Source organism: Streptomyces marokkonensis (assembly GCF_008312835.1).
Taxonomy (GTDB): Bacteria; Actinomycetota; Actinomycetes; order Streptomycetales; family Streptomycetaceae; genus Streptomyces; species Streptomyces marokkonensis_A.
Window position 1 is genome coordinate 78,400 of the sequence record NZ_VSKS01000019.1, and the last position, 24,315, is coordinate 102,714.

Annotated in this window: 27 protein-coding genes; 16 read left to right on the forward strand and 11 right to left on the reverse strand. The window is 73.8% G+C overall.

The features are described from left to right. Window positions 1-102: 102 nt before the first annotated feature. Window positions 103-1,950: a sigma-70 family RNA polymerase sigma factor gene (locus tag F1615_RS27605; RefSeq protein ID WP_149551833.1), complete on the forward strand. Its 1,848-nt coding sequence runs from the start codon at window positions 103-105 to the stop codon at window positions 1,948-1,950. Here F1615_RS27605 and F1615_RS27610 read toward each other — a convergent pair. Then, entirely contained in the window at window positions 1,944-2,561 is a 618-nt protein-coding gene (locus F1615_RS27610; protein ID WP_149551757.1) for a glyoxalase, read from the reverse strand. The two genes, F1615_RS27605 and F1615_RS27610, sit on opposite strands and share 7 nt — an antisense overlap. Before the next feature lie 167 nt (window positions 2,562-2,728). Between F1615_RS27610 and F1615_RS27615 the strand changes: the two genes are divergently transcribed. Beyond that, window positions 2,729-3,457, forward strand: coding sequence for a hypothetical protein (locus tag F1615_RS27615; protein ID WP_149551758.1), 729 nt, complete (start codon window positions 2,729-2,731; stop codon window positions 3,455-3,457). A gap of 284 nt (window positions 3,458-3,741) precedes the next feature. Further along, complete coding sequence (locus F1615_RS27620) at window positions 3,742-4,386, forward strand: sigma-70 family RNA polymerase sigma factor (RefSeq protein ID WP_149551759.1); 645 nt, start codon at window positions 3,742-3,744, stop codon at window positions 4,384-4,386. Here the strand turns inward: F1615_RS27620 and F1615_RS27625 are convergent. Further along, complete coding sequence (locus tag F1615_RS27625) at window positions 4,372-5,253, reverse strand: NAD(P)-dependent oxidoreductase (RefSeq protein WP_149551760.1); 882 nt, start codon at window positions 5,251-5,253, stop codon at window positions 4,372-4,374. The two genes, F1615_RS27620 and F1615_RS27625, sit on opposite strands and share 15 nt — an antisense overlap. A 96-nt stretch (window positions 5,254-5,349) precedes the next feature. On the opposite strand from F1615_RS27625, the gene F1615_RS27630 reads away from it, so the two are divergent. Further along, window positions 5,350-5,688, forward strand: a complete 339-nt coding sequence (locus F1615_RS27630; protein ID WP_149551761.1) for a winged helix-turn-helix transcriptional regulator — start codon at window positions 5,350-5,352, stop codon at window positions 5,686-5,688. Between the two features lie 115 nt (window positions 5,689-5,803). Then, entirely contained in the window at window positions 5,804-6,214 is a 411-nt protein-coding gene (locus F1615_RS27635; protein WP_149551762.1) for a four-helix bundle copper-binding protein, read from the forward strand. A gap of 22 nt (window positions 6,215-6,236) precedes the next feature. Here F1615_RS27635 and F1615_RS27640 read toward each other — a convergent pair whose 3' ends face one another. From F1615_RS27640 to F1615_RS27655, 4 genes are all read right to left on the reverse strand, one after another. Continuing rightward, window positions 6,237-6,770, reverse strand: coding sequence for a DUF4396 domain-containing protein (locus F1615_RS27640; protein ID WP_149551763.1), 534 nt, complete (start codon window positions 6,768-6,770; stop codon window positions 6,237-6,239). A gap of 148 nt (window positions 6,771-6,918) precedes the next feature. Beyond that, on the reverse strand, window positions 6,919-7,554 hold the full coding sequence (locus tag F1615_RS27645) for a DUF305 domain-containing protein (RefSeq protein ID WP_149551764.1): 636 nt from the start codon (window positions 7,552-7,554) through the stop codon (window positions 6,919-6,921). Between the two features lie 121 nt (window positions 7,555-7,675). After that, the gene (locus F1615_RS27650) at window positions 7,676-8,083 is read right to left on the reverse strand and encodes a DUF6153 family protein (protein ID WP_149551765.1); all 408 of its coding nucleotides are present in this window, start codon (window positions 8,081-8,083) and stop codon (window positions 7,676-7,678) included. Between the two features lie 307 nt (window positions 8,084-8,390). Next, window positions 8,391-9,269, reverse strand: a complete 879-nt coding sequence (locus F1615_RS27655; RefSeq protein ID WP_149551766.1) for an alpha/beta fold hydrolase — start codon at window positions 9,267-9,269, stop codon at window positions 8,391-8,393. A 112-nt stretch (window positions 9,270-9,381) separates the two neighbouring features. On the opposite strand from F1615_RS27655, the gene F1615_RS27660 reads away from it, so the two are divergent. Then, window positions 9,382-11,319, forward strand: coding sequence for an AfsR/SARP family transcriptional regulator (locus F1615_RS27660; protein ID WP_149551767.1), 1,938 nt, complete (start codon window positions 9,382-9,384; stop codon window positions 11,317-11,319). Window positions 11,320-11,462: 143 nt separating this feature from the next. On the opposite strand, the gene F1615_RS27665 is transcribed toward F1615_RS27660, so the two are convergent. Further along, complete coding sequence (locus F1615_RS27665; protein ID WP_149551768.1) at window positions 11,463-11,882, reverse strand: arsenate reductase ArsC; 420 nt, start codon at window positions 11,880-11,882, stop codon at window positions 11,463-11,465. Between the two features lie 41 nt (window positions 11,883-11,923). Further along, window positions 11,924-12,559 (reverse strand): low molecular weight phosphatase family protein, encoded by a 636-nt coding sequence (locus F1615_RS27670; protein ID WP_149551769.1) that lies wholly within the window; start codon window positions 12,557-12,559, stop codon window positions 11,924-11,926. Window positions 12,560-12,634: 75 nt separating this feature from the next. On the opposite strand from F1615_RS27670, the gene F1615_RS27675 reads away from it, so the two are divergent. Genes F1615_RS27675 through F1615_RS27685 form a run of 3 tightly spaced genes read left to right on the forward strand, consistent with a single transcriptional unit; the run spans window position 12,635 to window position 15,107 of the window. Continuing rightward, complete coding sequence (locus F1615_RS27675; RefSeq protein WP_149551770.1) at window positions 12,635-12,943, forward strand: ArsR/SmtB family transcription factor; 309 nt, start codon at window positions 12,635-12,637, stop codon at window positions 12,941-12,943. Continuing rightward, the gene (arsB, locus tag F1615_RS27680; protein ID WP_149551771.1) at window positions 12,940-14,046 is read left to right on the forward strand and encodes an ACR3 family arsenite efflux transporter; all 1,107 of its coding nucleotides are present in this window, start codon (window positions 12,940-12,942) and stop codon (window positions 14,044-14,046) included. The genes F1615_RS27675 and arsB overlap by 4 nt, the downstream gene beginning before the upstream one ends. After that, on the forward strand, window positions 14,043-15,107 hold the full coding sequence (locus F1615_RS27685; protein ID WP_149551772.1) for an ArsO family NAD(P)H-dependent flavin-containing monooxygenase: 1,065 nt from the start codon (window positions 14,043-14,045) through the stop codon (window positions 15,105-15,107). Before arsB ends, F1615_RS27685 begins: the two co-directional genes overlap by 4 nt. A gap of 4 nt (window positions 15,108-15,111) precedes the next feature. Here F1615_RS27685 and F1615_RS27690 read toward each other — a convergent pair whose 3' ends face one another. After that, complete coding sequence (locus F1615_RS27690; RefSeq protein WP_149551773.1) at window positions 15,112-16,158, reverse strand: flavin-containing monooxygenase; 1,047 nt, start codon at window positions 16,156-16,158, stop codon at window positions 15,112-15,114. Window positions 16,159-16,204: 46 nt separating this feature from the next. Between F1615_RS27690 and F1615_RS27695 the strand changes: the two genes are divergently transcribed. Further along, window positions 16,205-16,552 carry an ArsR/SmtB family transcription factor gene (locus F1615_RS27695; RefSeq protein ID WP_149551774.1) on the forward strand — a complete coding sequence of 116 codons (348 nt, stop codon included), beginning with the start codon at window positions 16,205-16,207 and terminating at the stop codon, window positions 16,550-16,552. 24 nt (window positions 16,553-16,576) lie between these two features. On the opposite strand, the gene F1615_RS27700 is transcribed toward F1615_RS27695, so the two are convergent. After that, the gene (locus tag F1615_RS27700) at window positions 16,577-16,942 is read right to left on the reverse strand and encodes an ArsR/SmtB family transcription factor (protein WP_149551775.1); all 366 of its coding nucleotides are present in this window, start codon (window positions 16,940-16,942) and stop codon (window positions 16,577-16,579) included. Between the two features lie 74 nt (window positions 16,943-17,016). Between F1615_RS27700 and F1615_RS35760 the strand changes: the two genes are divergently transcribed. Genes F1615_RS35760 through F1615_RS27710 form a run of 3 tightly spaced genes read left to right on the forward strand, consistent with a single transcriptional unit; the run spans window position 17,017 to window position 19,955 of the window. Further along, complete coding sequence (locus F1615_RS35760; RefSeq protein WP_167533874.1) at window positions 17,017-17,187, forward strand: hypothetical protein; 171 nt, start codon at window positions 17,017-17,019, stop codon at window positions 17,185-17,187. Window positions 17,188-17,217: 30 nt separating this feature from the next. Further along, window positions 17,218-18,612 carry an NAD(P)-binding domain-containing protein gene (locus tag F1615_RS27705; RefSeq protein WP_149551776.1) on the forward strand — a complete coding sequence of 465 codons (1,395 nt, stop codon included), beginning with the start codon at window positions 17,218-17,220 and terminating at the stop codon, window positions 18,610-18,612. Beyond that, window positions 18,609-19,955, forward strand: coding sequence for an MFS transporter (locus F1615_RS27710; RefSeq protein WP_149551777.1), 1,347 nt, complete (start codon window positions 18,609-18,611; stop codon window positions 19,953-19,955). The genes F1615_RS27705 and F1615_RS27710 overlap by 4 nt, the downstream gene beginning before the upstream one ends. Here the strand turns inward: F1615_RS27710 and F1615_RS27715 are convergent. Beyond that, window positions 19,900-20,337, reverse strand: a complete 438-nt coding sequence (locus F1615_RS27715) for a hypothetical protein (protein WP_003992141.1) — start codon at window positions 20,335-20,337, stop codon at window positions 19,900-19,902. The two genes, F1615_RS27710 and F1615_RS27715, sit on opposite strands and share 56 nt — an antisense overlap. 489 nt (window positions 20,338-20,826) lie before the next feature. Between F1615_RS27715 and hemL the strand changes: the two genes are divergently transcribed. The 3 genes from hemL (at window position 20,827) to F1615_RS27735 (ending at window position 24,258) form a co-directional block, all read left to right on the forward strand. Then, entirely contained in the window at window positions 20,827-22,143 is a 1,317-nt protein-coding gene (gene hemL, locus F1615_RS27725) for a glutamate-1-semialdehyde 2,1-aminomutase (RefSeq protein WP_149551779.1), read from the forward strand. Between the two features lie 41 nt (window positions 22,144-22,184). Continuing rightward, window positions 22,185-22,832, forward strand: coding sequence for a histidine phosphatase family protein (locus tag F1615_RS27730; RefSeq protein WP_149551834.1), 648 nt, complete (start codon window positions 22,185-22,187; stop codon window positions 22,830-22,832). A gap of 154 nt (window positions 22,833-22,986) precedes the next feature. After that, on the forward strand, window positions 22,987-24,258 hold the full coding sequence (locus F1615_RS27735) for a hypothetical protein (protein ID WP_167533879.1): 1,272 nt from the start codon (window positions 22,987-22,989) through the stop codon (window positions 24,256-24,258). The last annotated feature ends 57 nt before the right edge of the window (window positions 24,259-24,315 follow it).

Here is a 24,315-nt window from a genome sequence, read left to right on the forward strand (position 1 = left end):
GGCCAGGACAGGACGGTCCAGGACCGAGAAGGAGCGTGGACGAGCGTGGCAGCGAGCAGCGGACCCGGCAGGGAGACGGTCGAGGCGGCACAGCGTGGCGACATGCGCGCCCAGGACGAACTCGTCGCCGCCCACCTCCCGTTGGTCTACAACATCGTGGGCCGGGCCCTGAACGGGCACCCGGACGTCGACGACGTGGTGCAGGAGACCATGCTCCGCGCCCTCGCCGCGCTCGGCTCGCTGAAGGACCCCGCCGGCTTCCGGTCCTGGCTGGTCGCCATCACCATGAACCAGCTCCGCCACCACTGGCGCGACCACCGTACGGCGCCCGCCAGTTCGGCGCTGCACGACGCCTACGACGTCGCCGACCCGGGCGCCGACTTCGTGGACCTGACGATCGTGCGGCTCGGCCTCGAGGGTCAGCGGCGCGAGGCCGCGGAGGCCACCCGCTGGCTGGACCCCGACGACCAGGCCCTGCTGTCGCTGTGGTGGCTGGAGGCGGCGGGCGAGCTGACGCGGCCGGAGGTGGCGGCCGCGATGGAGCTGTCGCCGCAGCACACGGCGGTGCGCGTGCAGCGGATGAAGGCGCAGCTGGAGACGGCCCGGCTGGTGGTGCGGGCGCTGGCCGCCCAGCCGCGCTGTGTGCTCCTCGACGACGTGGTCGCGTCCTGGGATGCCGTCCCCTCGGCCCTGTGGCGCAAGCGCATCGCCCGGCACGCCCGGGACTGCACGGTCTGCGCGGGCCTGCAGTCGGGCCTGGTTCCGGCCGAGGGTCTGCTGGTCGGCCTGGGCCTGGTCCCGGTGGGAGCGAGCCTGCTCGCGGCGTCCGCCCTGTTCACCGCCTTCGGCGCGGGAACGGCGGACGCGGCGCCGGTGTCCTTCGCCGGGGAGGCGACGGGTCCCTGGGCGGGGTTCGACGGGCCGGGCACGGTGCCCGGACCGGGCGGCCCCGGGGGGATGTCCGAGGGGCCGGCGGGGTTCACGGGGGCGGGCGGGCCGGGTGAGGCCCCGGCAGCCGGGAGCGGAGCGTGGGGCGAACCGGCCGGCGCGCCGGCCGGCCCCGGCGAGGTGCGGGCGGACCGGGGCAGCGGTGTGCAGGCGGGCCCCGGCGACGCGCCGGACGGCCGGGGAACGGCGTACGAGAACCACGCGGGACCGGTGTCCCCCGAACCGGGCACGGTGGTGGGCCACCGTACGGGCCTTCGCGCGCGCGGCCGTGAACGGAGGCGGCGGGGCAGGATCGTCGCGGCCGTGGCGGCGGTCCTGCTGGTCACCGGCGGCGCGATATCCGGAATAGCCATCCTGACGCCGGACGGCGACGCGGACCGGGTGCGGGCGGCGTCCGGGGACGGCTCGGGATCCACCCCGCCGACCGCCGCCGCGTCCGCCCCCTCCGCCGCGGCCTCCTCCTCTTCCCCCTCCGCCTCGCCCTCACCGTCGGCCGGCACGTCCCGCAAGCCGAAGCCCTCCGCCACGCCCCGCCCGGAGAAGTCCACGGCGAAGTCCGCACCCGCACGCACGTCCGCGCCCGCGAAGCCGACGCTGCGGCCGGAGCCGGACCCGCCGGCCGCACCCCCCGCCGGGGGCCCCGCGGCCCAGGTCCTGAGCCTCACCAACACGGAGCGCTCCAAAGCGGGGTGCGGCCCCGTGCGACTCGACGACCGCCTCGCCAGGGCGGCCCAGCTGCACAGCGAGGACATGTCCGCCAACAACTACTTCTCCCACACCGGCCAGAACGGCAGCAGCTTCGTGGACCGGGCCAAGGCGCAGGGCCACCCGAGCCCCGGCGCCGAGAACATAGCCCAGGGCCAGAGTTCCGCCGCGAGCGTCATGGACGCCTGGATGAACTCACCGGGCCACCGCGCGAACATCCTCAACTGCTCGCTCAAGACGCTCGGCGTCGGAGTCACCGACAGCGACTGGACGTGGACCCAGGTGTTCGGCTACTGACCCGCGGCCTCCCAGACGAAGCCGTCCGGGTCGGTGAACGGGCCGACGGGGCTGGAGACCGTGAGCCGGTGCGATCCCGTGCCCTCGGCGGAGACGCCCGCCACCTTGGCCAGGGCGCGGCGCTTGTACAGCGACAGCTTGACGGTGTCGGGACCGGTGGCGAACTCGACGTACTTGCCGCCGAAGGCCTTGCCGACGGTGAGGCCCCGCTCGACGTAGAACTGCTTGCCGGCCTTGACGTCCTCGACGCCCAGCAGGAGCACGATCTCGTCGACGTCCCGGGTGACCGGTCCGGTGTCCTTCTTCGACGACGTCGCCAGCTGCCAGATCGTGCCGTCCGGGGCCCGGACCACGCCGCCGTAGCCCCACAGCGACTTCTCGGCGGGCTTCAGGCTGGTGGCGCCGGCGTCGAGGGCGGCGGCGTGGAGCGCGTCGACGTTGCCCGGCTGGGACACCACCAGCGAGAGCGTGAAGCCGCGGAAGCCGCTCGTGGGGGCCTCGGCGCCGCGCACGCGGACCCGCGACCCGTCCAGTGCGAAGGCGTCGGAGTAGAAGCGTGCGGCGGCCGTCGGGTCGGCCACCTCCAGGGTGACGGAGTCGATGGAGTTCATGCCCTCGACGGTAGGGGCGACCCGTGCGCCACCGCTTCTCGAAAACTGACCGGTCGGGGCGGCGCGGTGGCGGCACGGCCACGCGCGACGCGCGGGAGGCCGGACGGCGGGGGCGGAATCACGATCCGCCTGTGTCGGGCCGCGGCCGGATGCGAGGATGAGGCGCCATGACTGCTGGGTGGTGCTCCCGCACGGTACGGGCCGCGGTGTTCGCGGCCGTCTGTGTGCTGCTCGCCGCCCTGGGCCACGTCATGATGTCCGGCAGCGACGTGCCCGCGTGGACGCTGGGCGCCGGTGCCGCCGCGACGGGAACCGTCGGATGGTGCCTGGCCGGCCGGGAACGCGGGCTCCCGGCGGTCGTGGCCGTCGCGGTCGCCGCACAGACGGCGCTGCACTCGGCGTTCTCGCTAGCCCAGCCGGCTGCCGGGGCGCGCGCCTCCATGGGCGGGCACGACATGGGGCCGCGGCACGGGGACCCCCGGCCCATGGATGCCGTGGACATGGGTTCCCTGCATATGGACGCCGTGCATACCGGTTCCCTGCACATGGGGCACGCGACCGCGCATCCCCTGAGCCACATGGGCGGGGACCACACGGGGCACGCCATGAGCGGCGGCGGCGACTCGTCGTCGTTCGGCATGCTCGCCGCCCACCTGCTGGCCGCGCTCCTGACCGGGCTGTGGCTGGCCTACGGAGAGAGGGCCGCCTTCCGCATCCTGCGGTCCGTGGCCGGATGGCTCGCGGCGCCCCTGCGGTCGCTGTTCGCCCTCCCCGTCGTCCCGGCCCTTCCCCCGGCCCGCCCGGGCCGCCCCCGCTCGGACCGTGTGCCGGGCCTCGCCCTTCTCGTCCACGCGATCACGTCCCGGGGTCCGCCCGTGGGGGCCGCTGTCGTCTGACGACAGCCGACTCCTCGAGGCCGCCCCTGTGCGCCTCGAGCTCCGGCCGTACGCCCGCACCGGCGCCGCAGCGCACTCGCGCACGCCGAGGACACCGCGCACATCACGCACGCCGCGCGCCTCGTGTCTGCCCGTGCGCCTCGGGTCTGCCCGTGCGCCTCGGGTCCGCCGCGCACCTCGCGCCTGCCGCGCCCGCGTGTCGTAGGGCCGCCTCCCCACATCACCGGACCGCCCGCGCCCGAGCGCGCCCCGGTCCGGAGCACGGATCCCGAGAAGGACACCAGGTGATCACTTCCGACCTGCCCGGCCCACCCACCAGGACCGGACGCGACCCGTCGGCCGACGAGCCGGTAACCGCCTGGGCGCTGGCCGCCCGGAGCGGGGACACGGACGCGGGCGAGCAGTTCGTACGCGCCCTGCACCGCGACGTCCTGCGCTACGTCACCCACCTCTGCGGCGACCTCCAGGCCGTGGACGACCTCGCCCAGGACACCTTCCTGCGCGCACTCGGCAGCCTGCACCGGTTCGAGGGCCGTTCCTCCGCCCGCGTCTGGCTGCTGTCCATCGCCCGCCGCGCCGTCGTCGACAGCTACCGGTACAGCGCCGCCCGGCCCCGGCTCTCCGAGGCGCCGGACTGGCAGGCCGCCGTCGAGCGGTCCCAGCCGGGCGGTCTGCCCGGCTTCGACGACGGCGTCGCCCTGCTGGACCTGCTGGCCACACTGCCGGACGAGCGGCGGGAGGCGTTCGTGCTCACCCAGCTGGTCGGCCTGCCCTACGCGGAGGCGGCCGCGCTCAGCGACTGCCCGGTGGGCACGGTCCGCTCCCGTGTGGCCCGTGCCCGGGCGGCCCTGATGGAGCTGCTGGAGGAGGCGGAGCGGCTGCCGCACGTCCGCGCGGCTCCCGGGCCGCGCCGGTCAGCGCACGAGTAGGTCGATCACACCCGTCAGGTCCTCCTCGCCGCTGCCCTCGGCCAGACGGCGGCGCATCAACGCGAAGTAAGGGCTGAGCAGTTCCGGGCTGACGCCCTGCTGCTCGGCGGTCCTCAGGAAGGTCGGGGTGCCGGCCACCTGCATGGCGAGGCTGGAGACGACCCCCTTGGTGTAGTCCCCGCTGCGCAGCTGGTCGGCGGTCTGGTGGACGGCCGGGGCCATCGCGACGAGCCAGTCGGCGAGCAGCGGGGCGAGGGACGCGGGGTCGATGTCCTCCTTGCGGATCAGGGCGAAGGCGTGCGCGGCCCCGGCGAACATCCCGTACATGGCGCTGAGCAGGGCCACGTCGTGCAGGGCCGCGAACCCCGCGTCCTCGCCGACGTAGGTGGTCCCGGCCGGCACGCGCAGCGTCTCCCGGTGCCGCTCGAACAGTTCCCCCGAGCCGCTGTAGAAGACGTAGCCGCCGGCCCCGGGGACGCCGATCATCGGTGGGACGGCCATGATGCCGCCGTCCAGGTAACGGGCGCCGCGCTCGCGGGCCCACTCGGCGCGGGCACGGGCCTCGGCCGGGGTACTGGTGGTCAGGTTGACCAGGTCCCTGCCGGCCAGGTCGGTGCCGGCCAGCGTCTCCTCGACCGAGGCGTCGTCCAGCAGACAGACGACGACCAGCGTGCTCGCCGCGACCGCGTCGGCGGCGCTGTCCGCGACCCTCGCCCCCTCGGCGGCGAGCGGTGCGGAGCGGGCCGGGGTGCGGTTCCAGACGGTGAGCGGGTGGCCGGCGGCGAGCCAGGTACGGGCCAGCGCGCTGCCCATCGCGCCGAGGCCCAGCAGGGTGACGGACGTCTTCTCAACGGTGTTCTGTGCCATGCCGACTAGGCTGGGAGCAGGCCCGGAGGCGATCAAGTACGTACTTCGGAGTGGGTGGTTACCCCGGGGTGAGCGAGCAGGTCGGAGGGGTGGGGCATGACGACACTGAACCGGCCGGGCGCGCCGGACGGACACGTCTGCGGGATCGACACCGCGATGGAGGTGATCGGCGGCAAGTGGAAGGTGCTCATCCTCTGGGCGCTCCACGAGCATCCCCACCGCCGCTTCGGCGAGCTGCGCCGCCTGCTCCCGGGAGTCACCGAGAAGGTCCTCGCCTCCCACCTGCGCGAGATGGAAGCGGACGGCGTCGTACGCCGCGTCTCCTACGACGAGGTGCCGCCCCGTGTCGAGTACTCGCTGACCGAGGACGGCAAGCGCCTCAACGACGCGCTCGAACCCCTGGCCGCCTGGGGACGCGAACGGCCGACCGGCTAGAGGGTCCCTCCCCGGACGGCGTCCGTTTGCGGCGCGTGACGCGGTGCACCCGGCAGGTCCGGAGGCACCGGCGCCGCCCGGTGTCCTGCCCCGACAGCGGAGGAGGAACCGCGCCATGACCACCACCGTCAACGACATGCTCCGCACCTACCCGGCCGACCTGGGCGGGGTGGACCGGGAAGCCATGGCCAGGTGCATCGAGGAGTGCATCGCGTGTGCCCAGGCGTGTACCGCGTGCGCGGACGCCTGCCTCTCGGAGGACACGGTCGCCGACCTGACCAAGTGCGTCCGCACCGACATGGACTGCGCCGACGTCTGCAACGCCACGGCTTCGGTGCTGTCCCGGCACACGGGCTACGACGCCAATGTCACCCGGGCCGTCCTGCGGGCGTGCGTCACCGTCTGCAAGGCGTGCGGTGACGAGTGCGCCCGCCACGCGGACATGCACGAGCACTGCCGGGTCTGCGCCGAGGCGTGCCGGCGCTGCGAGCAGGCGTGCAACGACCTGCTCGCAGCCCTGGGCTGAGACGGCGGCGGCACCGCGCGGGTCAGTGGTAGGCGTGGACGACGGCGTGGCCCCTGCCCCGGCCGATCATCCACTTGTTGACCGGTGTGGTGATCGCGAAGGCCACGGCGAAGCCGCCGAGCAGCGCGTACCAGAACAGTCCGTCGGTCAGGTGCGCGTCCAGCGCTCCGGGGGTCAGCGCGATGATCGCGTTGTCGACCAGTTCCATCACCGCGATGGAGACGGTGTCGGCGGCCAGTGCCACCTTGACCGCGGCCTTCAGGGACAGTCCGGCGCGCACCACCGCGAAGAGGGTGAAGGAGTAGCCGAAGACGAAGGCCAGGGTGATGGCCAGGACCATCGTCGCCACGTTGCCCCACATCAGGGCGGTGCCGATGACCATGCCGAGGATCTCGCCGATGGCGCACCCGGTCAGGCAGTGCAGCGTCGCCTTCATCGCCGTCGCCCAGGTCGCGCCGTGCGCGTGACCGCCGTTCGGGTGACCGCCGTGGTCGTGGCCTCCCGCGTGGGCCGTGTGGTCGTGCGCGGTACCGGTGTGGTGCGTGCCGTGGTCCATGACGCTCATCCCCAATCGACGTCCCGCGAGGACCCGTGCGGCCCCACACCCCGGAACCATATACCCCTGGGGGGTATTCCGGAAGGCTGGGTGGATGTGCCACGGGGCGGGCACCGGTGGTGCCCGCCCCGTGCCGACGCGTTTGCGGTCAGTCCTTGCCGAGCAGCTTCTTCATCTGCTCGATCTCCGCGTTCTGCGAGGTGATGATGTCTCCGGCCATCTTCTTGGCCGGTCCGTGGGCGCCGTCGGCCTGCTCGGCCTTCGCCATCGCGACCGCCCCCTCGTGGTGCTTGATCATCAGCTCCATGAAGGCGGTGTCGAACGCCTTGCCCGAGGCGTTCTCGAGCCCGGTCATCTCCTCGTCCGTCATCATGCCGCCCATGTCGTCCATGCCGTGCGAGGAGTGGTCCATGGCGCCCTCGGCGGGCACCTCCTCGCCCCACGACGTGAGCCAGCCGGAGAGCGTCTCGATCTCCGGGTCCTGCGCCTTCTTGATGTCCGCGGCGAGTGACTTCACCTCGGCCGACTGCGCCCGCTCGGGTGCGAGACCGGCCATCTCGACGGCCTGGCGGTGGTGGGGGATCATGCCCTTCGCGAAGGCGACGTCGGCGGCGTTGTGCTGTCCCTGCGACGCCGGGGCGGACGCGGAGGCGGCGGCGTTGTGGCCGCCGTGCCCTGCCGCGCTGTCGCTGTCCCCGCCGCCGCAGGCGGCCAGGACGAGCGCTGCCGCACCCGCGGCGACGACCGTGGCACTGCGGCGGACGAGTGAATGCTTGCGGATCATGGTGGTGCAACTCCTCGACGCGCGCCGTTCCCGGCGCGCGAGCTGGAACGGATGTCGGAGCACGCGGAAGCGCGGCACCCGGCACCGGAGAACACCGGGCACAGGGGCCGGGCGGGCTGCTCTATATCCGCAGGAGTTGCAGTTCGGACAGGTCGGGCGGGGCCCGGCCGTCATGGGGCGCCCCCGCCGACGCCGCGGCGGGCGAAGCGGCCGGGGGAGCCGTCGGCAGGGTGGTGCCGGTCAGCGCGGGGGGCGTGTACGCCGAACCGACTCCGGCGGCCGCACACGTCCCGTCGGCGTGCTCGAGGTGACTCGGTCCGCCGTCCGTGTGCGAACAGCCCCCGCTCGCGTGCGGAACATCCTCCGCCGCGGCCGTCGCCCTGTGGTGACCGGCACTCGTCTGCGCCGCCGGCACTCCTGCGGGGACGAGACCGTGCATGCCCAGGACGCCGGTCAGCACCGTCATCACCAGCAGCACGAGCAGCCGCCCGGGCGCCGGGCGGCTGCTCGATCGGATGCTCCTGGTCACGCGCATATCGTACGGACTCCGTGCGGGAGCGGCAGGCGCGACGGCCCGATTCCGCCGATCGCGCGTGCTCCGCCGCCCGCTCCCGGGGTCACGCCTTCGACACCCCGGCGCCGAGCAGGCCGGCGCTGGCTGCCGCCGCGCGGCGCCCGAGCCGCAGCCCGTCCGGCCCGGCGCGCCCACGGCAGCTGGCGCGGCCGCCGACGAGGCTCCGGCGGGCGGCTGCCGCGGCTCGTGAGCGACCGGGGCACGCGCGACGGCGGGGCCGCGACCGGAGAACGGCACCTGTAGCACCTGCGTGGCGGACGGCTCAGCGGGCCAGCAGGTCCCGGATCGCCGCCGTGATCTCGCCGGGTGCCTCCTCGGCCATGAAGTGCCCCGCCCGGGTCAGCCGGTGGTCCAGGTCCGGCGCCCACGCCTTCCACACCCCGGCGGCGTCGTAGCCCAGCCGCGCGCCCCAGTCCTGCTGGACGACCGTCACGGGCATGGCCAGCTGCGACCCGGCGTCCAGGTCCGCCTGGTCGTGCGCGACGTCGATGCCCGCCGAGGCCCGGTAGTCGGCGACGATCGACGTCACCGCCGCGGCGCTCGCCCGCAGGTACTCGGCACGCACCTCCTGCGGCACGGCGGCCGGGTCGCCGGACCAGGCGTCGAGGAACGAGCCGAAGAACGCGTCCGCACTGCCCGCGATCATCGCCTCCGGCAGGCCCGGGGGCTGCGCCATGAGGAAGAGGTGGTAGCCGACCGCCGCCGGGACGCCGTGCAGGACGTTCCACATGTCGAGCGTCGGCACGATGTCGAGGATGCCCAGGTGCGTGACGGTCCCGGGGTGGTCGAGCCCCGCCCGGAAGGCGACCAGGGCGCCCCGGTCGTGGCCGACGAGGGCGAAGCGCTCGTGGCCGAGCGCCGCCGCCAGGGCCACGACGTCGGCGGCCATGGTGCGCTTGGCGTACACCTCGGCACCGGTGGCGGCAGGCTTGTCGCTGGCACCGTAGCCCCGCAGGTCGGGACAGATCACCGTGTGTTCGCCGGCGAGCCGCCCGGCGACGTGTCGCCACATCAGGTGCGTCTGGGGGAAGCCGTGCAACAGCACGACCGGGCTGCCGCTGCCGCCGACGGCGGCGGCCAGCTCCACGCCGTCCGCACCGGGCAGGCGGGTGTGGTCGAAGCCGGGAAGGGTGAGCGTCATGGGAAGGCCGACTTTCCTGGTGGGGGACTGACCGGATCAGCCTGGGCGACGGCGATCAGCAGCCGATCAGTACGGCTGGGCGCGACCGGCCCCCGGCGCCGAGGATGGGGACATGCGAATCGACGTGCTCGGTGCCGTGCGGGCCTTCCACGACGACGGCAGCCCGGTCGGCCTGGGCGGGCCACGCCATCGCGAGGTGCTCGCCCGGCTCGTCGCCGCCGAGGGACGGATGGTCACCACCGACACCCTGGTCGACGATCTGTGGCCCGATCCGCCGGCCCGCGCCGTGGGCGCGCTGCGCACGTTCGTCGCCGCACTGCGCCGCGCCCTGGAACCCGGCCGGCCGCCCCGCACTCCGCCGCGCGTCCTGGTCACCGAGGGTCCTGGCTACGCGCTGCGCCTCCCGCGCGAGGACGTGGACGTTCATCGTTTCCAGGACGCCCTGGCCCGCGCCCGCCGCAACCCCGACGCCGTCACCGGCCTCGGCGCGGCACTCGCGGCCTGGCGCGGACCCGCCTACGCCGATGTGACCGGCTCCGCGTGGGCGCGGCGCGAGCGCACCCGACTGGAGGAGTTGAGAGGGGAGGGGGTGGAACTGCGCGCCCGTATCCTCCTCGACTCCGGGGAAGGGGCCGACCTGGTCGCCGAACTGGGCGCCCACGTCGCCGAACACCCGTGGCGCGAGCCCGCCTGGGCGCTCCTCGCCCGCGCACTCCACCGCGCGGGCCGCCGGGCCGACGCGCTGGCCACCCTCCGCCGCGCCCGCGCGATGCTCGCCGATCAGCTCGGGCTCGACCCCGGCGCCGACCTCCGGCGCCTGGAGACGGACATCCTCACCGGATCCATGTCCCTCGAGGGCACACGTACCGCGTGGACCGGCCCCGGTGTCCGGCTCGGCCCGCGCACCACCGTGGATCTGGCCCGCACCCTCGCACTGGCGGGTGGCGACGCCCTCGTCCACGCGCGGCGCGACCGCCTCGCCGCCGTCGTGGCGGCGGAACGCACGGGCGACCTCTCCCTCACCGCGCGGATCATCGGCGCCTACGACGTGCCCGCCCTGTGGAGCCGGGCCGACGACCCCGAGCAGTCCCGCGCCGTCGTCGCGGCCGCCGAGCGCACGCTCACCGCACTCGGCCCCGACGGCCCCGCCGACCTGACCGCCCGCCTGCTGGCCACGGTCGCCGTCGAGAGCCGCAGCGCCGATCTGTCCGGGCCCGGGCTGGAGCGCGCGCGACAGGCGGCACGGCAGGCCGAGGCGCTGGCACGGGACCTGGCCGATCCCGCCCTGCTGGCGTTCGCCCTCAACGGGGTGTTCCTGCAGTCCTTCACCCGCCCCGGACTCGCGGCGGTACGGGACAGGACCGGCGCCGAGATCCTCGGCCTGGCCACCCGGCACGAGCTGCCGAACTTCGCCGTGCTCGGCCGGCTCGTCCGCCTGCAATCCGCCTCGTCCCTCGGCGACCTGGACACCGCGGCGTCGCACGCCGCGGCCGCCGAGCAGCTCGCCGCCACCACCGAGGCGCCCCTCGTCCCCGTCCTCACCGGCTGGTTCCGCGCCCGGGCCGCGGCCGCCCGCAGCACCGAACCCGGAGGACCGACCGCCGCCACGGCCGCGGCGCACTACCGCGCCGCCGACGACGCCCTCCGGACGGCCGGAATGCCGGGGCTGCACCGCGGCCTGCTCCCGCTCGCCCTCCTGGGGCTGCGCCTGCTGCACGACCGGCCCGCGCCCACCGACCCCCACCTCGACTGGGGCCCGTACGGGCCCTGGGCGCGGCCCCTCCTCCTGCTCGACCGGGGCCAGGCCGAACAGGCCCGTGCCGCCCTCGCCGCGGTGCCCGGGCCACCGCCCGACCACATGCAGGAGGCACTGTGGTGCCTGACCGCCCGCGCCGCCGTGCGCCTCGGCGAGCGTGACATCGCCGCCCGCGCCGTGGCCGCCCTGCGCGACGCCCGCGCCGAACACGCCGGCGCCGCCAGCGGCATGCTGACCCTGGGCCCGGTGGCGCGGTACCTGGCCGAGGCGGAGGCATGCGCCGCGGCGGGGTGAGCGACGCCGCGGACGTACACCCGTCGGCCGCCGTCCGGCGCGACGTGTGCGGCCGGTGAGGGCGAGGGCGTGCTCAGCCGTCCGCTCCCGTGGTCAGGTCCCGGCTCAGGTCCCGTGGGATGGTCCCGGGGGCAGGTCCCGGCTCAGGCCTCCTGCTTCGCGTCGATCTCGGCGATGAGGGCCTCGATGCGAGTCCTGATCTCGTCGCGGATGGGACGGACGGCGTCGACGCCCTTGCCGGCCGGGTCCTCCAGGGCCCAGTCGAGGTACTTCTTGCCGGGGAAGATCGGGCAGGCGTCGCCGCAGCCCATGGTGATGACGTAGTCGGACGCCTGGACGGCCTCGGTGGTCAGGACCTTCGGCCTGGCGCCGGCGATGTCGACACCGACCTCCTTCATCGCCTCCACGGCGGCCGGGTTGACCCGGTCGCCCGGGACGGAGCCGGCGGAGCGGACCTCGACGCGGTCGCCCGCGAGGTGCTGGAGGAAGCCGGCGGCCATCTGGGAACGGCCGGCGTTGTGGACGCAGACGAAGAGCACGGAGGCGAGCGGAGCGGAGGACATGCGTACTTCCTTCACGGAGTGGTGGCAGGTGGTGCGGGGTTTCAGGTGCGCGGCAGGCCGGCGAGGAGGTCGCTGATCCGGTGGTCGATGTCGTCGCGGATGCGGCGGACGACCGCGAGGGGGGCGCCTTCGGGGTCGGCCACCGGCCAGTCCAGGTAGCGACGGCCGGACACGACCGGGCAGGCGTCCCCGCACCCCATGGTGATCACGATGTCGGCGGCCCGCACGACCTCGTCGGTCAGCGGCTTGGGAAACGCCCCGGCCGGATCGGCGCCGGCCTCGGTGAGGACGTGCGCGATGTGCGGCTCGACACGGGGCCCCGGGTGGGTCCCCGCGGAGGAGACGGTGACCCGGCCGGCCGCCCGATGCCTCAGCAGCGCGGCGGCGAGCTGGGAGCGGCCCGCGTTGTGGCTGCACACGAACAGCACCCGCGGCACCCCGGCGCCCGGTACGCCGGAGACGTGGGCGAGAGCGTCGAGGCGCTCAGCGGCGAAACGCTCGGCCAGTACCACCAGGTGAGCGGTGACCTGGGCGGTGGCGGCCAGACGCCGGTAGGAGTCGGTGAGCAGGCGCTGCACGGTCTCCACCGCGAAGCGGCCGGCGTGCCGGGTGGCGAGGCGGGCCGCGCCGGCGGCGAGGCGCTCGTCGGGCAGGGCGGGCGAGGGGACGACGGACATGGGAAGACCCTTTCGACGGGCCCATAGGTCAGCCCCGGCTGGTATCAGTACCGGGTGATGTGACATTATCAGCTCATGATGACGTCAGTCGACGCTGACCTGATCCGGGTGCTGGCCGACCCGCTCAGGCTCCGGATCGTGACCCTGCTCGCCCGCGAGACGCTGTGCACCACCCACCTCGTCGAGGAGACCGGTGCCCGGCAGACCAACCTCTCCAACCATCTGAGAGTCCTGCGCGAGGCCGGGGTCGTCGAGACCGAGCCGTGCGGGCGCTTCACCTACTACAAGCTGCGCCCCGACGTCATCGCCCAGCTCGCCGGGCAGTTCGCCGACCTGGCCGAGTCCGCCCGTACCGCCGCCGAGAACAAGAGGGCCTGCCCGTGACCGCCACCGAGCCCACCACCGCCTCCGCCCGGGCCGGGGACGACTCGATCGTCAAGAAGCTCTCCACCCTCGACCGCTACCTGGCGGTGTGGATCCTCATCGCCATGGCCGTCGGTCTCGGGCTCGGACGGGTTGTCCCGGGGCTGAACGACACGCTGGCGAAGGTGGAGATCGGCGGCATCTCCCTGCCGATCGGGCTCGGCCTCCTGATCATGATGTATCCGGTCCTGGCGAAGGTCCGCTACGACAGGCTGGACGCCGTCACCGGGGACCGGAAGCTGATGATCTCCTCCCTGGTCGTCAACTGGATCCTCGGACCCGCGGTCATGTTCGCCCTGGCGTGGATCTTCCTGCCGGACCTGCCCGAGTACCGCACCGGGCTGATCATCGTCGGCCTGGCCCGCTGCATCGCCATGGTGATCATCTGGAACGATCTCGCCTGCGGCGACCGCGAGGCCGCGGCCGTGCTCGTCGCGCTGAACTCGGTGTTCCAGGTTCTGGCGTTCGGTCTGCTGGGCTGGTTCTACCTCGACCTGCTGCCCGGCTGGCTCGGCCTGGGCGACGGCGAGCACCTGGACATCTCGATGTGGGAGATCGCCCTGAACGTGGTCATCTTCCTCGGCGTCCCGCTGCTGGCGGGCTTCCTGACCCGCCGGATCGGTGAGAAGAGGATGGGCCGCGAGTCCTACGAGCAGCGCTTCCTGCCGAAGATCGGGCCGTGGGCGCTGTACGGGCTGCTGTTCACGATCGTCGTCCTCTTCGCCCTGCAGGGCAGGACCATCACCTCTCAGCCACTGGACGTCGCCCGGATCGCCCTGCCGCTGCTGGTCTACTTCGCGGTCATGTTCTTCGGAACCTTCCTCCTCGGAAAGGGCCTGGGGCTCGCCTACGACCGCACCACCACGCTGGCCTTCACCGCGGCGGGCAACAACTTCGAGCTGGCCATCGCCGTCGCCATCGCCACCTTCGGCGTCACCTCCGGTCAGGCCCTGTCCGGCGTCGTCGGACCGCTCATCGAAGTCCCGGTGCTGATCGGCCTGGTCTACGTCGCGCTCGCCTGGCGCAAGAAGTTCACCACCGACGCGGTGACCACGGCCCCGTGACGCGGCACGTGGACGTGGTGGTGGTCGGCGGCGGCCAGGCAGGGCTCGCCGCCGGCTACCACCTGCGCCGCCGGAGCCTGGACTTCACGATTCTCGACGCCGATCCGGCCCCGGGCGGGTCCTGGCAGCACATGTGGGACTCGCTGCACCTCTTCTCCCCGGCCGACCACTCCTCCCTGCCGGGCCGGCTCATGCCCGCCCAGCCCGGTGAGACCTACCCGGACGCCGGGCACGTGGTGGACTACCTCACCGACTACGAGAAGCGCTACGACCTGCCCGTCCAGCACGGCACCCGGGTCGGCGCCGTGCACCGTGACGGGGACCGGCTCCGGGTGGAGGCCGACTCCGGCACCTGGCGGGCCCGGGCAGTCGTCAGTGCCACCGGCACCTGGTCGCGGCCCTTCGTCCCCGCCGTTCCGGGCAGGGGCGACTTCACCGGCGGGCAGACGCACACCGTGGACTACCGCCGCCCGGCCGACTTCGCCGGACAACGCGTTCTCGTGGTCGGCGGCGGGAATTCCGGCGCCCAGATCGCCGCCGACCTCGCTCTGGACGGCCGTGCCGAGACGACGTGGGTGACGCAGCGTCCACCCCGCTTCCTCCCCGACGACATCGACGGCCGCGTCCTGTTCGACGTCGCCACCGCCCGCCGCCGCGCCCTCGACGAGGGCCGCGGCGACACCGGCGGAGTCGCCTCACTCGGCGACGTCGTCGCCGTCCCGCCCGTCCGCGCCGCCCGCGACGCCGGACTCCTGCGGGCCCACCCGATGTTCCGCCGGCTCACCGCCACCGGCGTCCGGTGGGCCGACGGAAGCCGGTCGGACGCGGACGCGATCATCTGGTGCACCGGCTTCCGGCCCGCCCTGGCCCACCTCGCCCCGCTGGGACTGCGCGGCCCGCGCGGCCACGTCGAGACCGCCGGGACGGAGGCCGTCGGTGAACCCCGCCTGCACCTGCTCGGCTACGGCGACTGGACCGGCCCCGCCTCCGCCACCCTCATCGGCGTGGGCCGCCCCGCCCGCGAGGCCGCCCACCGGATCGCACGCCGGCTGGACGTCTGACGAGTCAGCGCGAGCGGCCGAGCCGGGACAGCACGTGCGCGGCGTCGCGCCCCACGCCCCGCAGGGTGTTGGAGGAGAAGCTGCGCTGGAACTCGATGCCGGCGAACCCGAGCCCGGGAACGTCGGCGACACCGCCGTGGTGCCGGGGCCGGCCGCCGGCGTCCAGGGCACCGCTCCCGTTCAGGTAGGGGTGCGTGAAGCGGTATCCGGTGGCCCACATGATCGTGTCGACCGGTTCCTCGGCGCCGTCGGCCCATACGACGCCGTCCCGCGTGAGACGGGCGAACATCTCGCGCCGCTCGACGCCGTGGGTGTCGAGAGCGGTGCGGTAGCGCCCGTCGTCGAGGACGGACACCGGCGCCTTCTCCAGCAGCCGGCTCAGCGGAGCGATGTCGAACCCGGTGCGCCGGAGCCACCAGTGAATGTCCCGGCCCAGCGGGCGCTGCCTCATCCAGCCGATCGGCCGGCGGCTGGCCAGCGTGGTCTCGGCGATCGCGCCGAGCTCGGCGGCGATCTGGACGGCCGAGTTGCCGCCGCCCACGACCACGACTCGCCGGCCGGTGAACGGCTCGGGTCCGCGGTAGCCGGCGGCGTGCAGCGACTGCCCGGCGAACTCGTCCTGCCCGGGCACGTCCGGCGTGTACGGGCCGCGGAAGGCGCCGGTCGCGGCCACGACCGCACGCGCCGTGAACTCGGCACCGCTGTCCGCGCGCACCACCCAGACGCCGTCGCGGGGCAGCACCGAGGTGACCGTGGTGGAGGTGCGGATGTCGGCGTCGAGCCGGCGGGCGTAGGCGCGCAGGTAGTCGACCACCTCGTCCCTGGCCGGGTAGCGGTCGCCGTCGCCGGGGAAGCGCAGGCCGGGCAGAGAGGAGTACCGGGCGGGGGAGAACAGGGTGAGGCTGTCGTAGTAGCGCGGCCAGGACCCGCCGGCCTGATCGGCGGTCTCCAGGACGAGGGTGCGGCCGAAGCCGTGGCGCGGTGCGAGGGCGGCGGTGGCCAGACCGGACTGGCCGGCGCCGATGACGATGAGGTCGGCGTGGTGCTCCATGAGAATCTTCTCCTGTACGTGTCGTCGTTTCGGGAAGTGACGAAATATGAGCGTGGGACCGGCGGAGGGCGCGGCGAGCGGTGGTGCGGGCGAGGGGGTCGACCCGGCGACGGCCGACTTCCTCAAGGCCCTCGCGAGCGAGACCCGCCAACTGCTCCTGCGGCAGTTCGCGGGCAGTCGCGAGCTGACCGTCGGGGAGATCGCCGAGCGTTGCGGTCTCAAGCCGTCGACGGTGTCCGAGCATCTGAGCCTGCTGCGCCGCGGCGGCCTGGTCCTCTCCCGGAAGGAGGGCAAGCAGGTCTTCTACCGCGCCGACGGCGCCACCATGGCCCGCCGTCTGGACGCGCTCAGGGATTACCTGCTGCGCTGCTGCCCGCCCGGCCGCGGCGGCTGACCGCCGGCCGGGCCGGGCCGGCGGTCAGCCGCGCAGGTCGAGCATGGCGGCCATGGCCGCGACCACGGACGGGGCGACCTGGTAGTAGACCCAGGTGCCGCGCCGCTCGGAGGTGAGCAGTCCGGCCTCGCGCAGCTTCTTGAGGTGGTGGGAGACGGTCGGCTGCGAGACGCCGACGTCGGCGATGTCGCACACGCACGCCTCGCCGCCCGGGTGAGAGGCGATCTTGGAGAACAGCCGCAGACGCACCGGGTCCGACAGTGCCTTGAACATGCCGGCCATCTTCTCCGCGTCCGCCTGGGACAGCTCCCCGGCCGTGATCGGCGGGCAGCACGGCACGACGTCGCCCCCCTGCAGGACGGGCAGCTCCACGACCTCTGATTTCGACATGCGTCTATGTTGACACTCGTCGATACGGGTGGCAAGCTCCAGCGTATCGACAAGCATCGAAGCAAGGAGTCGTCGTGACGACCGCCCTCCGTACCGTGCTCACCGGGGTCCGGGCCCGCCGCACCGCCCGCCACCTGGCCGGCGTCAGCTTCTGCGACGGCTGCGCCCAGGTCAGCGACAGCGCCACCCGAGCGGCCGAACTCCGCCGGCAGACCCGGCCGGCCGCCTTCAGCCACGCACGCTGACCCCTTCGCCCACAGAGGAGACCGAGCACCATGAGCATCCCGCAGCTGCCCGTCGTCGTCATCGGAGCCGGGCCCACCGGACTCGCCGCCGCCGCCCACCTCGTCGCCCGCGGCATCGAACCCCTCGTTCTGGAGGCGGGCGCACGTGCCGGCGCGGCCGTGCGTGAGTGGAGCCACGTGCGGCTGTTCTCCACCTGGGGCGAGGTCGTCGACCCGGCCGCCGAGAAGCTGCTCGCCCCCACCGGCTGGACCAGGCCCGACCCCGGGACATACCCGTCCGGCGGTGACTGGGCGGAGCGGTACCTCCAGCCGCTCGCCGACGTCCTCGGCGACAGGGTCCGCACCGGCGTCACGGTCACCGGCGTCTCCCGGGCCGGGCGCGACCGGGTCGTGGACGCCGACCGCGAGGCCCAGCCCTTCGTCGTGCACGCCGCCCACGCCGGCGGCCGGGAGGAGCGGATCCTCGCCCGCGCGGTGATCGACGCCTCCGGCACCTGGACCACCCCGTCCCCGGCCGGGGGCAGCGGCCTGCCCGCGCTCGGCGAGAAGGCGGCGGCCGACCGCATCACCTACCGCGTCCCCGACCTCAAGGACCCCGCGGTCCGAGCCCGGTACGCGGGCAGGCGCACGGCCGTCATCGGCTCGGGCGCCTCCGCCTTCACCGCGCTCGCCTACCTCGCCGAGCTGGCCGAGTCCGGGGACGGCGGCGGCACGCACGCGGTGTGGATCCTGCGGCGGGGCATCTCCGGCTCCACCTTCGGCGGCGGCACCGCCGACCAGCTGCCCGCCCGCGGCGCGCTCGGCCTCGCCGCGAAGGCCGCCGTCGACGACGGCCACGCCGACGCCGTCACGGGCTTCCGCACCGAGGAGTTCGCACGCGACGACGACGGACGCCTCGTCCTGGTGGGCGAGGACGGCCGGCGTCTGGAGCCGGTGGACGAGGTGATCGTGCTGACCGGGTTCCGCCCCGACCTGTCCTTCCTCTCCGAGATCCGCCTGAACCTCGACGAGCGCCTCCAGGCCCCGGCCGACCTCGCCCCGCTGATCGACCCCAACCAGCACTCCTGCGGCACCGTGTACCCCCACGGCCACCGCGAACTGGCTCACCCCGAGCGGGACTTCTACCTGACCGGCATGAAGTCCTACGGCCGCGCCCCCACCTTCCTCGCCATGACCGGCTACGAGCAGGTCCGCTCCGTCGTCGCCGCGATCGCCGGCGACCTCGACGCCGCCGACCGCGTCGAACTCACCCTCCCGGAGACCGGAGTCTGCGGCGGCGCGGGCCTGTTCGACACCCCCGGCGCCGAGCAGGCCGACGGCGGTGGCTGCTGCGCACCCGCACCGCAGCTCGTCCAGCTCGGCGCGCCCACGGCAGCGGGCGCGGCGGCCGACGAGGCCCCGGCGGGCGGCTGCTGCGGCTCGTGACCGACCTCGGCACCCGCGAGGACGGGGCCGCGACCGGATCGGGGGACCGGTCGCGGCCCCGCGCCGCCCTGCCCGCCCTCTGCCTGACGCAGCTCGTGAGCTGGGGCATCGTGTACTACGCCTTCCCCGTCCTCAACCCGCGGATCACCGCCGCCACCGGCTGGTCGGCCGGAACGACCACGGCGGCGTTCTCGCTCGGTCTCGTCGTCTCCGCGCTCGCCGGAATCCGCGTCGGGCGCATCCTCGACCGGCGCGGCCCGCGCGCCGTCATGACGATCGGCTCGGCCCTCGGCGCCGTCAGCCTGCTGGTGGTCGCGACGGCCCCCGGCCTGCCCCTGTTCTTCGCCGGCTGGACGCTCGCCGGACTCGCCATGGCGGCGACCTTCTACCAGCCGGCCTTCGCCGCCCTCACCCGATGGTGGGCACCCCACCCCATCCGGGCCCTGACCGCCGTCACCCTCGCGGGCGGCCTGGCCTCCACCGTCTTCGCCCCGCTGACGGCCCTGCTCGCCGACCACCTGTCCTGGCGCCACACCTACCTGGTGCTCGCCGCCGTCCTCGCCGTCGTCACCGTCCCCGCCCACGCCCTCGCGCTGCGCGCCCCCTGGCCCGACGCCCCGGCCGGTCCCGCGCACGCGACCGACGGCGCCGCCGACGTCAGGCGCAGCAGGCCGTTCCTCCTGCTCGCCGCCGCCTTCACGCTGTCGGCCTTCGCCATGTACGCCGTTGTCGTCGCCCTCGTCCCGCTGCTCCTGGAACGGGGCTACACCGCCCATCAGGCCGCCTGGGCCCTCGGACTCGGCGGCGCCGGCCAGACCCTCGGCCGCACGCTGTACGCCTCGCTGGCCCGCCGCACCGGCGTCACGGCCCGCACGGCCGTCCTGATCGTCCTCGGCGGCCTCACCACCGCGGCCTTCGCCGCCGTACCGGGCCCGTACGCCCTGCTGGTCACCGTGGCGATCGTGGCCGGCGCGGTCCGGGGCAATCTCACCCTGCTGCAGGCCACCGCCGTCACCGACCGCTGGGGCGCCGCCCACTACGGCAGGCTCTCCGGACTGCTCGCGGCTCCGGCGACCACGGCCGCCGCCCTCGCCCCGTTCGCCGGAGCGGCACTCGCGGGTCAACTCGGCGGCTACGGCCCCCTCTTCGCGGTCCTCGCCGCTGTCTCCCTGGCCGCCGCGCTCACCACTCCGTGGACGGCTCCCGGCACCGCCCGCCGGACCGGGGGGCGGCCGCGGGACGCGGAGGCCGAGTCGCCGGGTCGCCCGAACCCCCGGGAGCCCCGGGTCAGGGCCACACCAGGCAGTACGCCTGATGCCCCGCCTCGTGCAGCCGGTGGCTGAAGTCCTGCCACTCGTGCAGCAGCTGGTACACGTTGAACGCGTCCCGCGGGCCGCCCCGGTCCGGGACCGTCGACCAGATGAACGCCGCCGCGCCGACCGCTTCCTCGCCTATGCCGCGCAAGGGGTCGACGACCGTCATGGGGAGCTTCACGACCGCGTAGTCGGGGTGCAGGACGACCAGTTCCAGGGGCGGGACCTTGTGCAGGGGGACGCCCTCGATGCCGGTGAGGACCATGGCGGCCATGGTCTCCGGCTTGATCTTGGTGAACATGCCGTTCATGCCGAGCTCGTCGCCGCCGAGCTCCTCGGGGCGCATCGAGATCGGGACGCGGGCCGCGGTGGCGCCGTCCGGCGCGCCGAAGTACTTGTACGTCACCCCCACCCGACCACCATTCCTGCTCGCCGCCCCGCTCAGAGGGCCGATCCGCTCCGGCTCGCCGTGTGCCCGGCGCGTCTCATCCGTGTCCTCCGCCTCGCGTCGGTGCCTTCCCCGCCGGGCACGTCGAGGACCCAGGTCATCAGTCCCCTCGCCCAGTCCGCCACCGCGATGCATATCTCCACCCGACTGCTTTTTCTAGGACGCGTGGCCCCCGCCGCGCAACCCGATCATCGTGTCAGTGACCTCCCCCACGGCCGCCCGCCGAAACGTGCGGTGAAACATTGTGTCCGCGGGTCCTTCGCAGCCTCAGGCCGTCCGGGCCGTGTGAGCTGTGTGTATCAGACGCCAGTTTCGCAGATCACGGCGGATCGGGGGCCGTGATCGGGCGCCGGAGGCCCTCGGCCGCCCCTGGCCTACCCTTGAACAGGTCATACGCACCCGCAGCCCGGCGAGCGGCCGGGACGTCGGAGAAGGTCGGAGAAGTCGCAGGTCATGAGCGAACTGCCATATTCGTACGAAGCCCCCGCCTCGCAGGCGCTGTTCGATCGTGCCGCGGCCGTCACCCCCGGTGGTGTGAACTCACCGGTGCGCGCCTTCCGCGCCGTCGGCGGCACGCCCCGGTTCATGGTGTCCGGGAGCGGGCCCTGGCTGACCGACGCCGACGGGCGGGAGTACGTCGACCTCGTCTGCTCGTGGGGTCCGATGATCCTCGGGCACGCGCACCCCGAGGTGATCGCCGCCGTGCAGGAGGCCGTCGCCCGCGGGACGTCCTTCGGCACGCCCGGTGAGGGCGAGGTCGCGCTCGCCGAGGAGATGGTCGCGCGGATCGAGCCGCTGGAGCAGGTGCGGCTCGTCTCCAGCGGGACCGAGGCCACCATGTCGGCCATCCGGCTCGCGCGCGGCTTCACGCAGCGCACCAAGGTGGTCAAGTTCGCCGGCTGCTACCACGGCCACGTCGACTCGCTGCTCGCCTCCGCCGGATCCGGGGTGGCCACGTTCGCGCTCCCCGACACGCCCGGCGTCACCGGGGCGCAGGCCGGCGACACCATCGTGCTGCCGTACAACGACCTCGACGCCGTGCACGCCGCGTTCGCCGCGCACCCCGGTGAGATCGCCTGCGTGATCACCGAGGCCTCGCCGGGCAACATGGGCGTCGTACCGCCGCTGCCCGGCTTCAACCAGGGGCTCAGGGACGCGTGCGCCGCGAACGGCGCGCTGTACATCTCCGACGAGGTGATGACGGGGTTCAGGACCAGTCGTGCGGGGTGGTACGGCGTCGACGGGGTGCGGCCCGACCTGATGACCTTCGGCAAGGTGATGGGCGGCGGCTTCCCGGCCGCGGCCTTCGGCGGACGCGCCGACGTCATGGCGCACCTCGCCCCCGCCGGTCCCGTCTACCAGGCCGGCACCCTCTCCGGCAACCCCGTCGCCACCGCCGCCGGGCTCGCCCAGCTGCGGCTGCTCGACGAGGCGGCGTACGAGAAGGTGAACGCCGTCTCCGCGCGGATCCAGTCGCTCGTCACCGAGGCGCTGACCAAGGAGGGCGTGGCGCACACGCTGCAGAACGCCTCCAACATGTTCTCCGTGTTCTTCACCGACCGCCCGGTGCGGAACTACGAGGACGCCAAGGCGCAGGAGTCGTTCCGCTTCACCGCGTTCTTCCACTCGCTCCTCGAGAACGGCGTCTATCTGCCGCCGTCGTCCTTCGAGTCCTGGTTCGTGTCCACGGCCCACGACGAGCGGGCCGTGGCGCGCATCGCCGACGCCCTCCCGGCGGCGGCCCGAGCGGCAGCGGAGGCGACCGCGTGAGCACCCCGGAGAAGAAGGAGGACATCACCGTCGTCCACCTGATGCGGCACGGCGAGGTCGCCAACCCCGACGGGATCCTGTACGGCCGTTTGGCCGGCTACCACCTCTCCGAGCTGGGCCGCCGCATGGCCGACCGGGTGGCCGAGCACCTCGCCCCCCGCGACATCGTCCACGTCGGCGCCTCCCCGCTGGAGCGGGCGCAGGAGACGGCCGAGCCCCTCGCCAAGGGGCAGGGCCTGGACATCGTCACCGACGAGCGGCTGATCGAGGCGGAGAACGTCTTCCAGGGCAAGACGTTCGGCATCGGCGACGGCGCGCTGCGCCGCCCGGCCAACTGGAAACACGTCGTCAACCCGTTCAAGCCGTCCTGGGGCGAGCCGTACGTCGAGCAGGTCATCCGCATGATGGGCGCGCTGAACGCGGCCAGGGACGCGGCGCGCGGACACGAGGCGGTGCTGGTCAGCCACCAGCTGCCGATCTGGATCGTGCGGTCCTACGTCGAGAAGCGGAGGCTGTGGCACGACCCGCGCAAGCGGCAGTGCACGCTCGCCTCGCTGACCACGTTCACCTACCGGGGGGACAGGATCGTCTCCGTCGGCTACAGCGAGCCGGCCCGCGATCTCGTCCCCGCGCATCTGCTGGCCGGCGCCAAGCCGGTGAAGGGCAAGGGCAAGGCCTTCGGGGCGTAACGCCCATGGGGCGGGAAGGTGACGCCCCTGCAGAGCATCCTTGCGAAACCTCCGCATGTGGCGGGAACCCTCCGCTGCGTCGCGTCCTCTGAATGGGTGACCACCAGAGGACGTGACGAAGGGGGACGCCATGCGTGCTCTCTCCCGCAGGGGAATGCTCGGGCTCGGCGCGGGTGCCGCTGCCGCCGTCTCGCTCGCCGGCTGCGGCGGCTCCACGGGCTCGGACGGTCCGGCCCCCGCGGGTGGTTCCCGTTCGGGGGATGCCGGCCGGTCCGCGACGCCGAAGCCGACGAGGACGGCCCGTCCGATCGGTGACGGTTCCACCTCGTTCACCGGCAGGCAGCCCCACCAGCCGGACGAACCGGTGCCGCTGGAGCCGGGCCAGACGCCCCCGCAGTTCGTGGTCTTCTCCTGGGACGGGGCCGGGGAGGTCGGCAACGGGCTCTTCCCGCGCTTCCTGGACCTCGCCGTGGAGCACGGCGCGTCCATGACCTTCTTCCTCTCGGGCGTGTACCTGCTCCCCGAGTCGAAGAAGCGGCTCTACGACCCGCCGAACAACCCGCGCGGCGCCTCCGACATCGGCTACCTCACCGACGGGCACATCAAGGACACGCTGAAGAACGTCCGCCGGGCCTGGCTCGAGGGCCACGAGATCGGCACGCACTTCAACGGCCACTTCTGCGCCGGCTCCGGCAGCGTCGGCAACTGGACGCCGCAGCAGTGGCGCAGCGAGATCGAGCAGGCCACGTCGTTCGTGAAGGAGTGGCGGACCAACTCCGGCTGGACCGACCTGGAACCCCTGCCGTTCGACTACGACAAGGAGCTCGTCGGCGGCCGTACGCCCTGTCTGCTCGGCCAGGACAGGCTGCTGCCCACCGCCCGCGACCTCGGCTGGCGCTACGACGCCTCCTCGCCCGGCGGACGGCAGGTCTGGCCGGCGAAGAAGCAGGGTCTGTGGGACCTCCCGCTCCAGCAGATACCGTTCCCGGGACGCTCCTTCGAGGTCCTGTCGATGGACTACAACATGCTCGCCAACCAGTCCCTCAACACGACCAGAGCGCCCGCCCACAACTACCCGCGCTGGCGCGAACAGGCCGCCGGAGCATACATATCGGGCTTCAAGCGGGCATACGAGACGAACCGGGCGCCCTTCTTCGTCGGCAACCACTTCGAGCAGTGGAACGGCGGCATCTACATGGACGCCGTGGAGCAGGCGCTCAAGCACATCGCACGGGAGAAGGAGAAGGGCGGCGACGTGAGGCTCGTCTCCTTCCGGCAGTTCACCGACTGGCTGGACGTGCAGCGGCCCGAGGTCCTGGACAAACTCCGCACCCTGGACGTCGGGCAGGAACCGGCCGGTGGCTGGCGGACGTTCACGAAGGACACCGCAGGCACCTCAGGAACGGGCACCGGCGACCCCGTCTGACATGCGGGTTTCCGCCCGCGACGGAGCGCGCAGGGGGGTGCGCAAGATCCCCGGAAC

Coding starts and splice junctions, on each gene's coding strand:
- F1615_RS27605 (WP_149551833.1), top strand. CDS start 103: ATGCGCGCCCAGGACGAACTCGTCGCCGCCCACCTCCCGTTGGTCTAC.
- F1615_RS27610 (WP_149551757.1), bottom strand. CDS start 2,561: ATGAACTCCATCGACTCCGTCACCCTGGAGGTGGCCGACCCGACGGCC.
- F1615_RS27615 (WP_149551758.1), top strand. CDS start 2,729: ATGACTGCTGGGTGGTGCTCCCGCACGGTACGGGCCGCGGTGTTCGCG.
- F1615_RS27625 (WP_149551760.1), bottom strand. CDS start 5,253: ATGGCACAGAACACCGTTGAGAAGACGTCCGTCACCCTGCTGGGCCTC.
- F1615_RS27630 (WP_149551761.1), top strand. CDS start 5,350: ATGACGACACTGAACCGGCCGGGCGCGCCGGACGGACACGTCTGCGGG.
- F1615_RS27635 (WP_149551762.1), top strand. CDS start 5,804: ATGACCACCACCGTCAACGACATGCTCCGCACCTACCCGGCCGACCTG.
- F1615_RS27640 (WP_149551763.1), bottom strand. CDS start 6,770: ATGGACCACGGCACGCACCACACCGGTACCGCGCACGACCACACGGCC.
- F1615_RS27645 (WP_149551764.1), bottom strand. CDS start 7,554: ATGATCCGCAAGCATTCACTCGTCCGCCGCAGTGCCACGGTCGTCGCC.
- F1615_RS27655 (WP_149551766.1), bottom strand. CDS start 9,269: ATGACGCTCACCCTTCCCGGCTTCGACCACACCCGCCTGCCCGGTGCG.
- F1615_RS27660 (WP_149551767.1), top strand. CDS start 9,382: ATGCGAATCGACGTGCTCGGTGCCGTGCGGGCCTTCCACGACGACGGC.
- F1615_RS27665 (WP_149551768.1), bottom strand. CDS start 11,882: ATGTCCTCCGCTCCGCTCGCCTCCGTGCTCTTCGTCTGCGTCCACAAC.
- F1615_RS27670 (WP_149551769.1), bottom strand. CDS start 12,559: ATGTCCGTCGTCCCCTCGCCCGCCCTGCCCGACGAGCGCCTCGCCGCC.
- F1615_RS27675 (WP_149551770.1), top strand. CDS start 12,635: ATGATGACGTCAGTCGACGCTGACCTGATCCGGGTGCTGGCCGACCCG.
- F1615_RS27690 (WP_149551773.1), bottom strand. CDS start 16,158: ATGGAGCACCACGCCGACCTCATCGTCATCGGCGCCGGCCAGTCCGGT.
- F1615_RS27695 (WP_149551774.1), top strand. CDS start 16,205: ATGAGCGTGGGACCGGCGGAGGGCGCGGCGAGCGGTGGTGCGGGCGAG.
- F1615_RS27700 (WP_149551775.1), bottom strand. CDS start 16,942: ATGTCGAAATCAGAGGTCGTGGAGCTGCCCGTCCTGCAGGGGGGCGAC.
- F1615_RS27705 (WP_149551776.1), top strand. CDS start 17,218: ATGAGCATCCCGCAGCTGCCCGTCGTCGTCATCGGAGCCGGGCCCACC.
- hemL (WP_149551779.1), top strand. CDS start 20,827: ATGAGCGAACTGCCATATTCGTACGAAGCCCCCGCCTCGCAGGCGCTG.
- F1615_RS27730 (WP_149551834.1), top strand. CDS start 22,185: ATGCGGCACGGCGAGGTCGCCAACCCCGACGGGATCCTGTACGGCCGT.
- F1615_RS27735 (WP_167533879.1), top strand. CDS start 22,987: ATGCTCGGGCTCGGCGCGGGTGCCGCTGCCGCCGTCTCGCTCGCCGGC.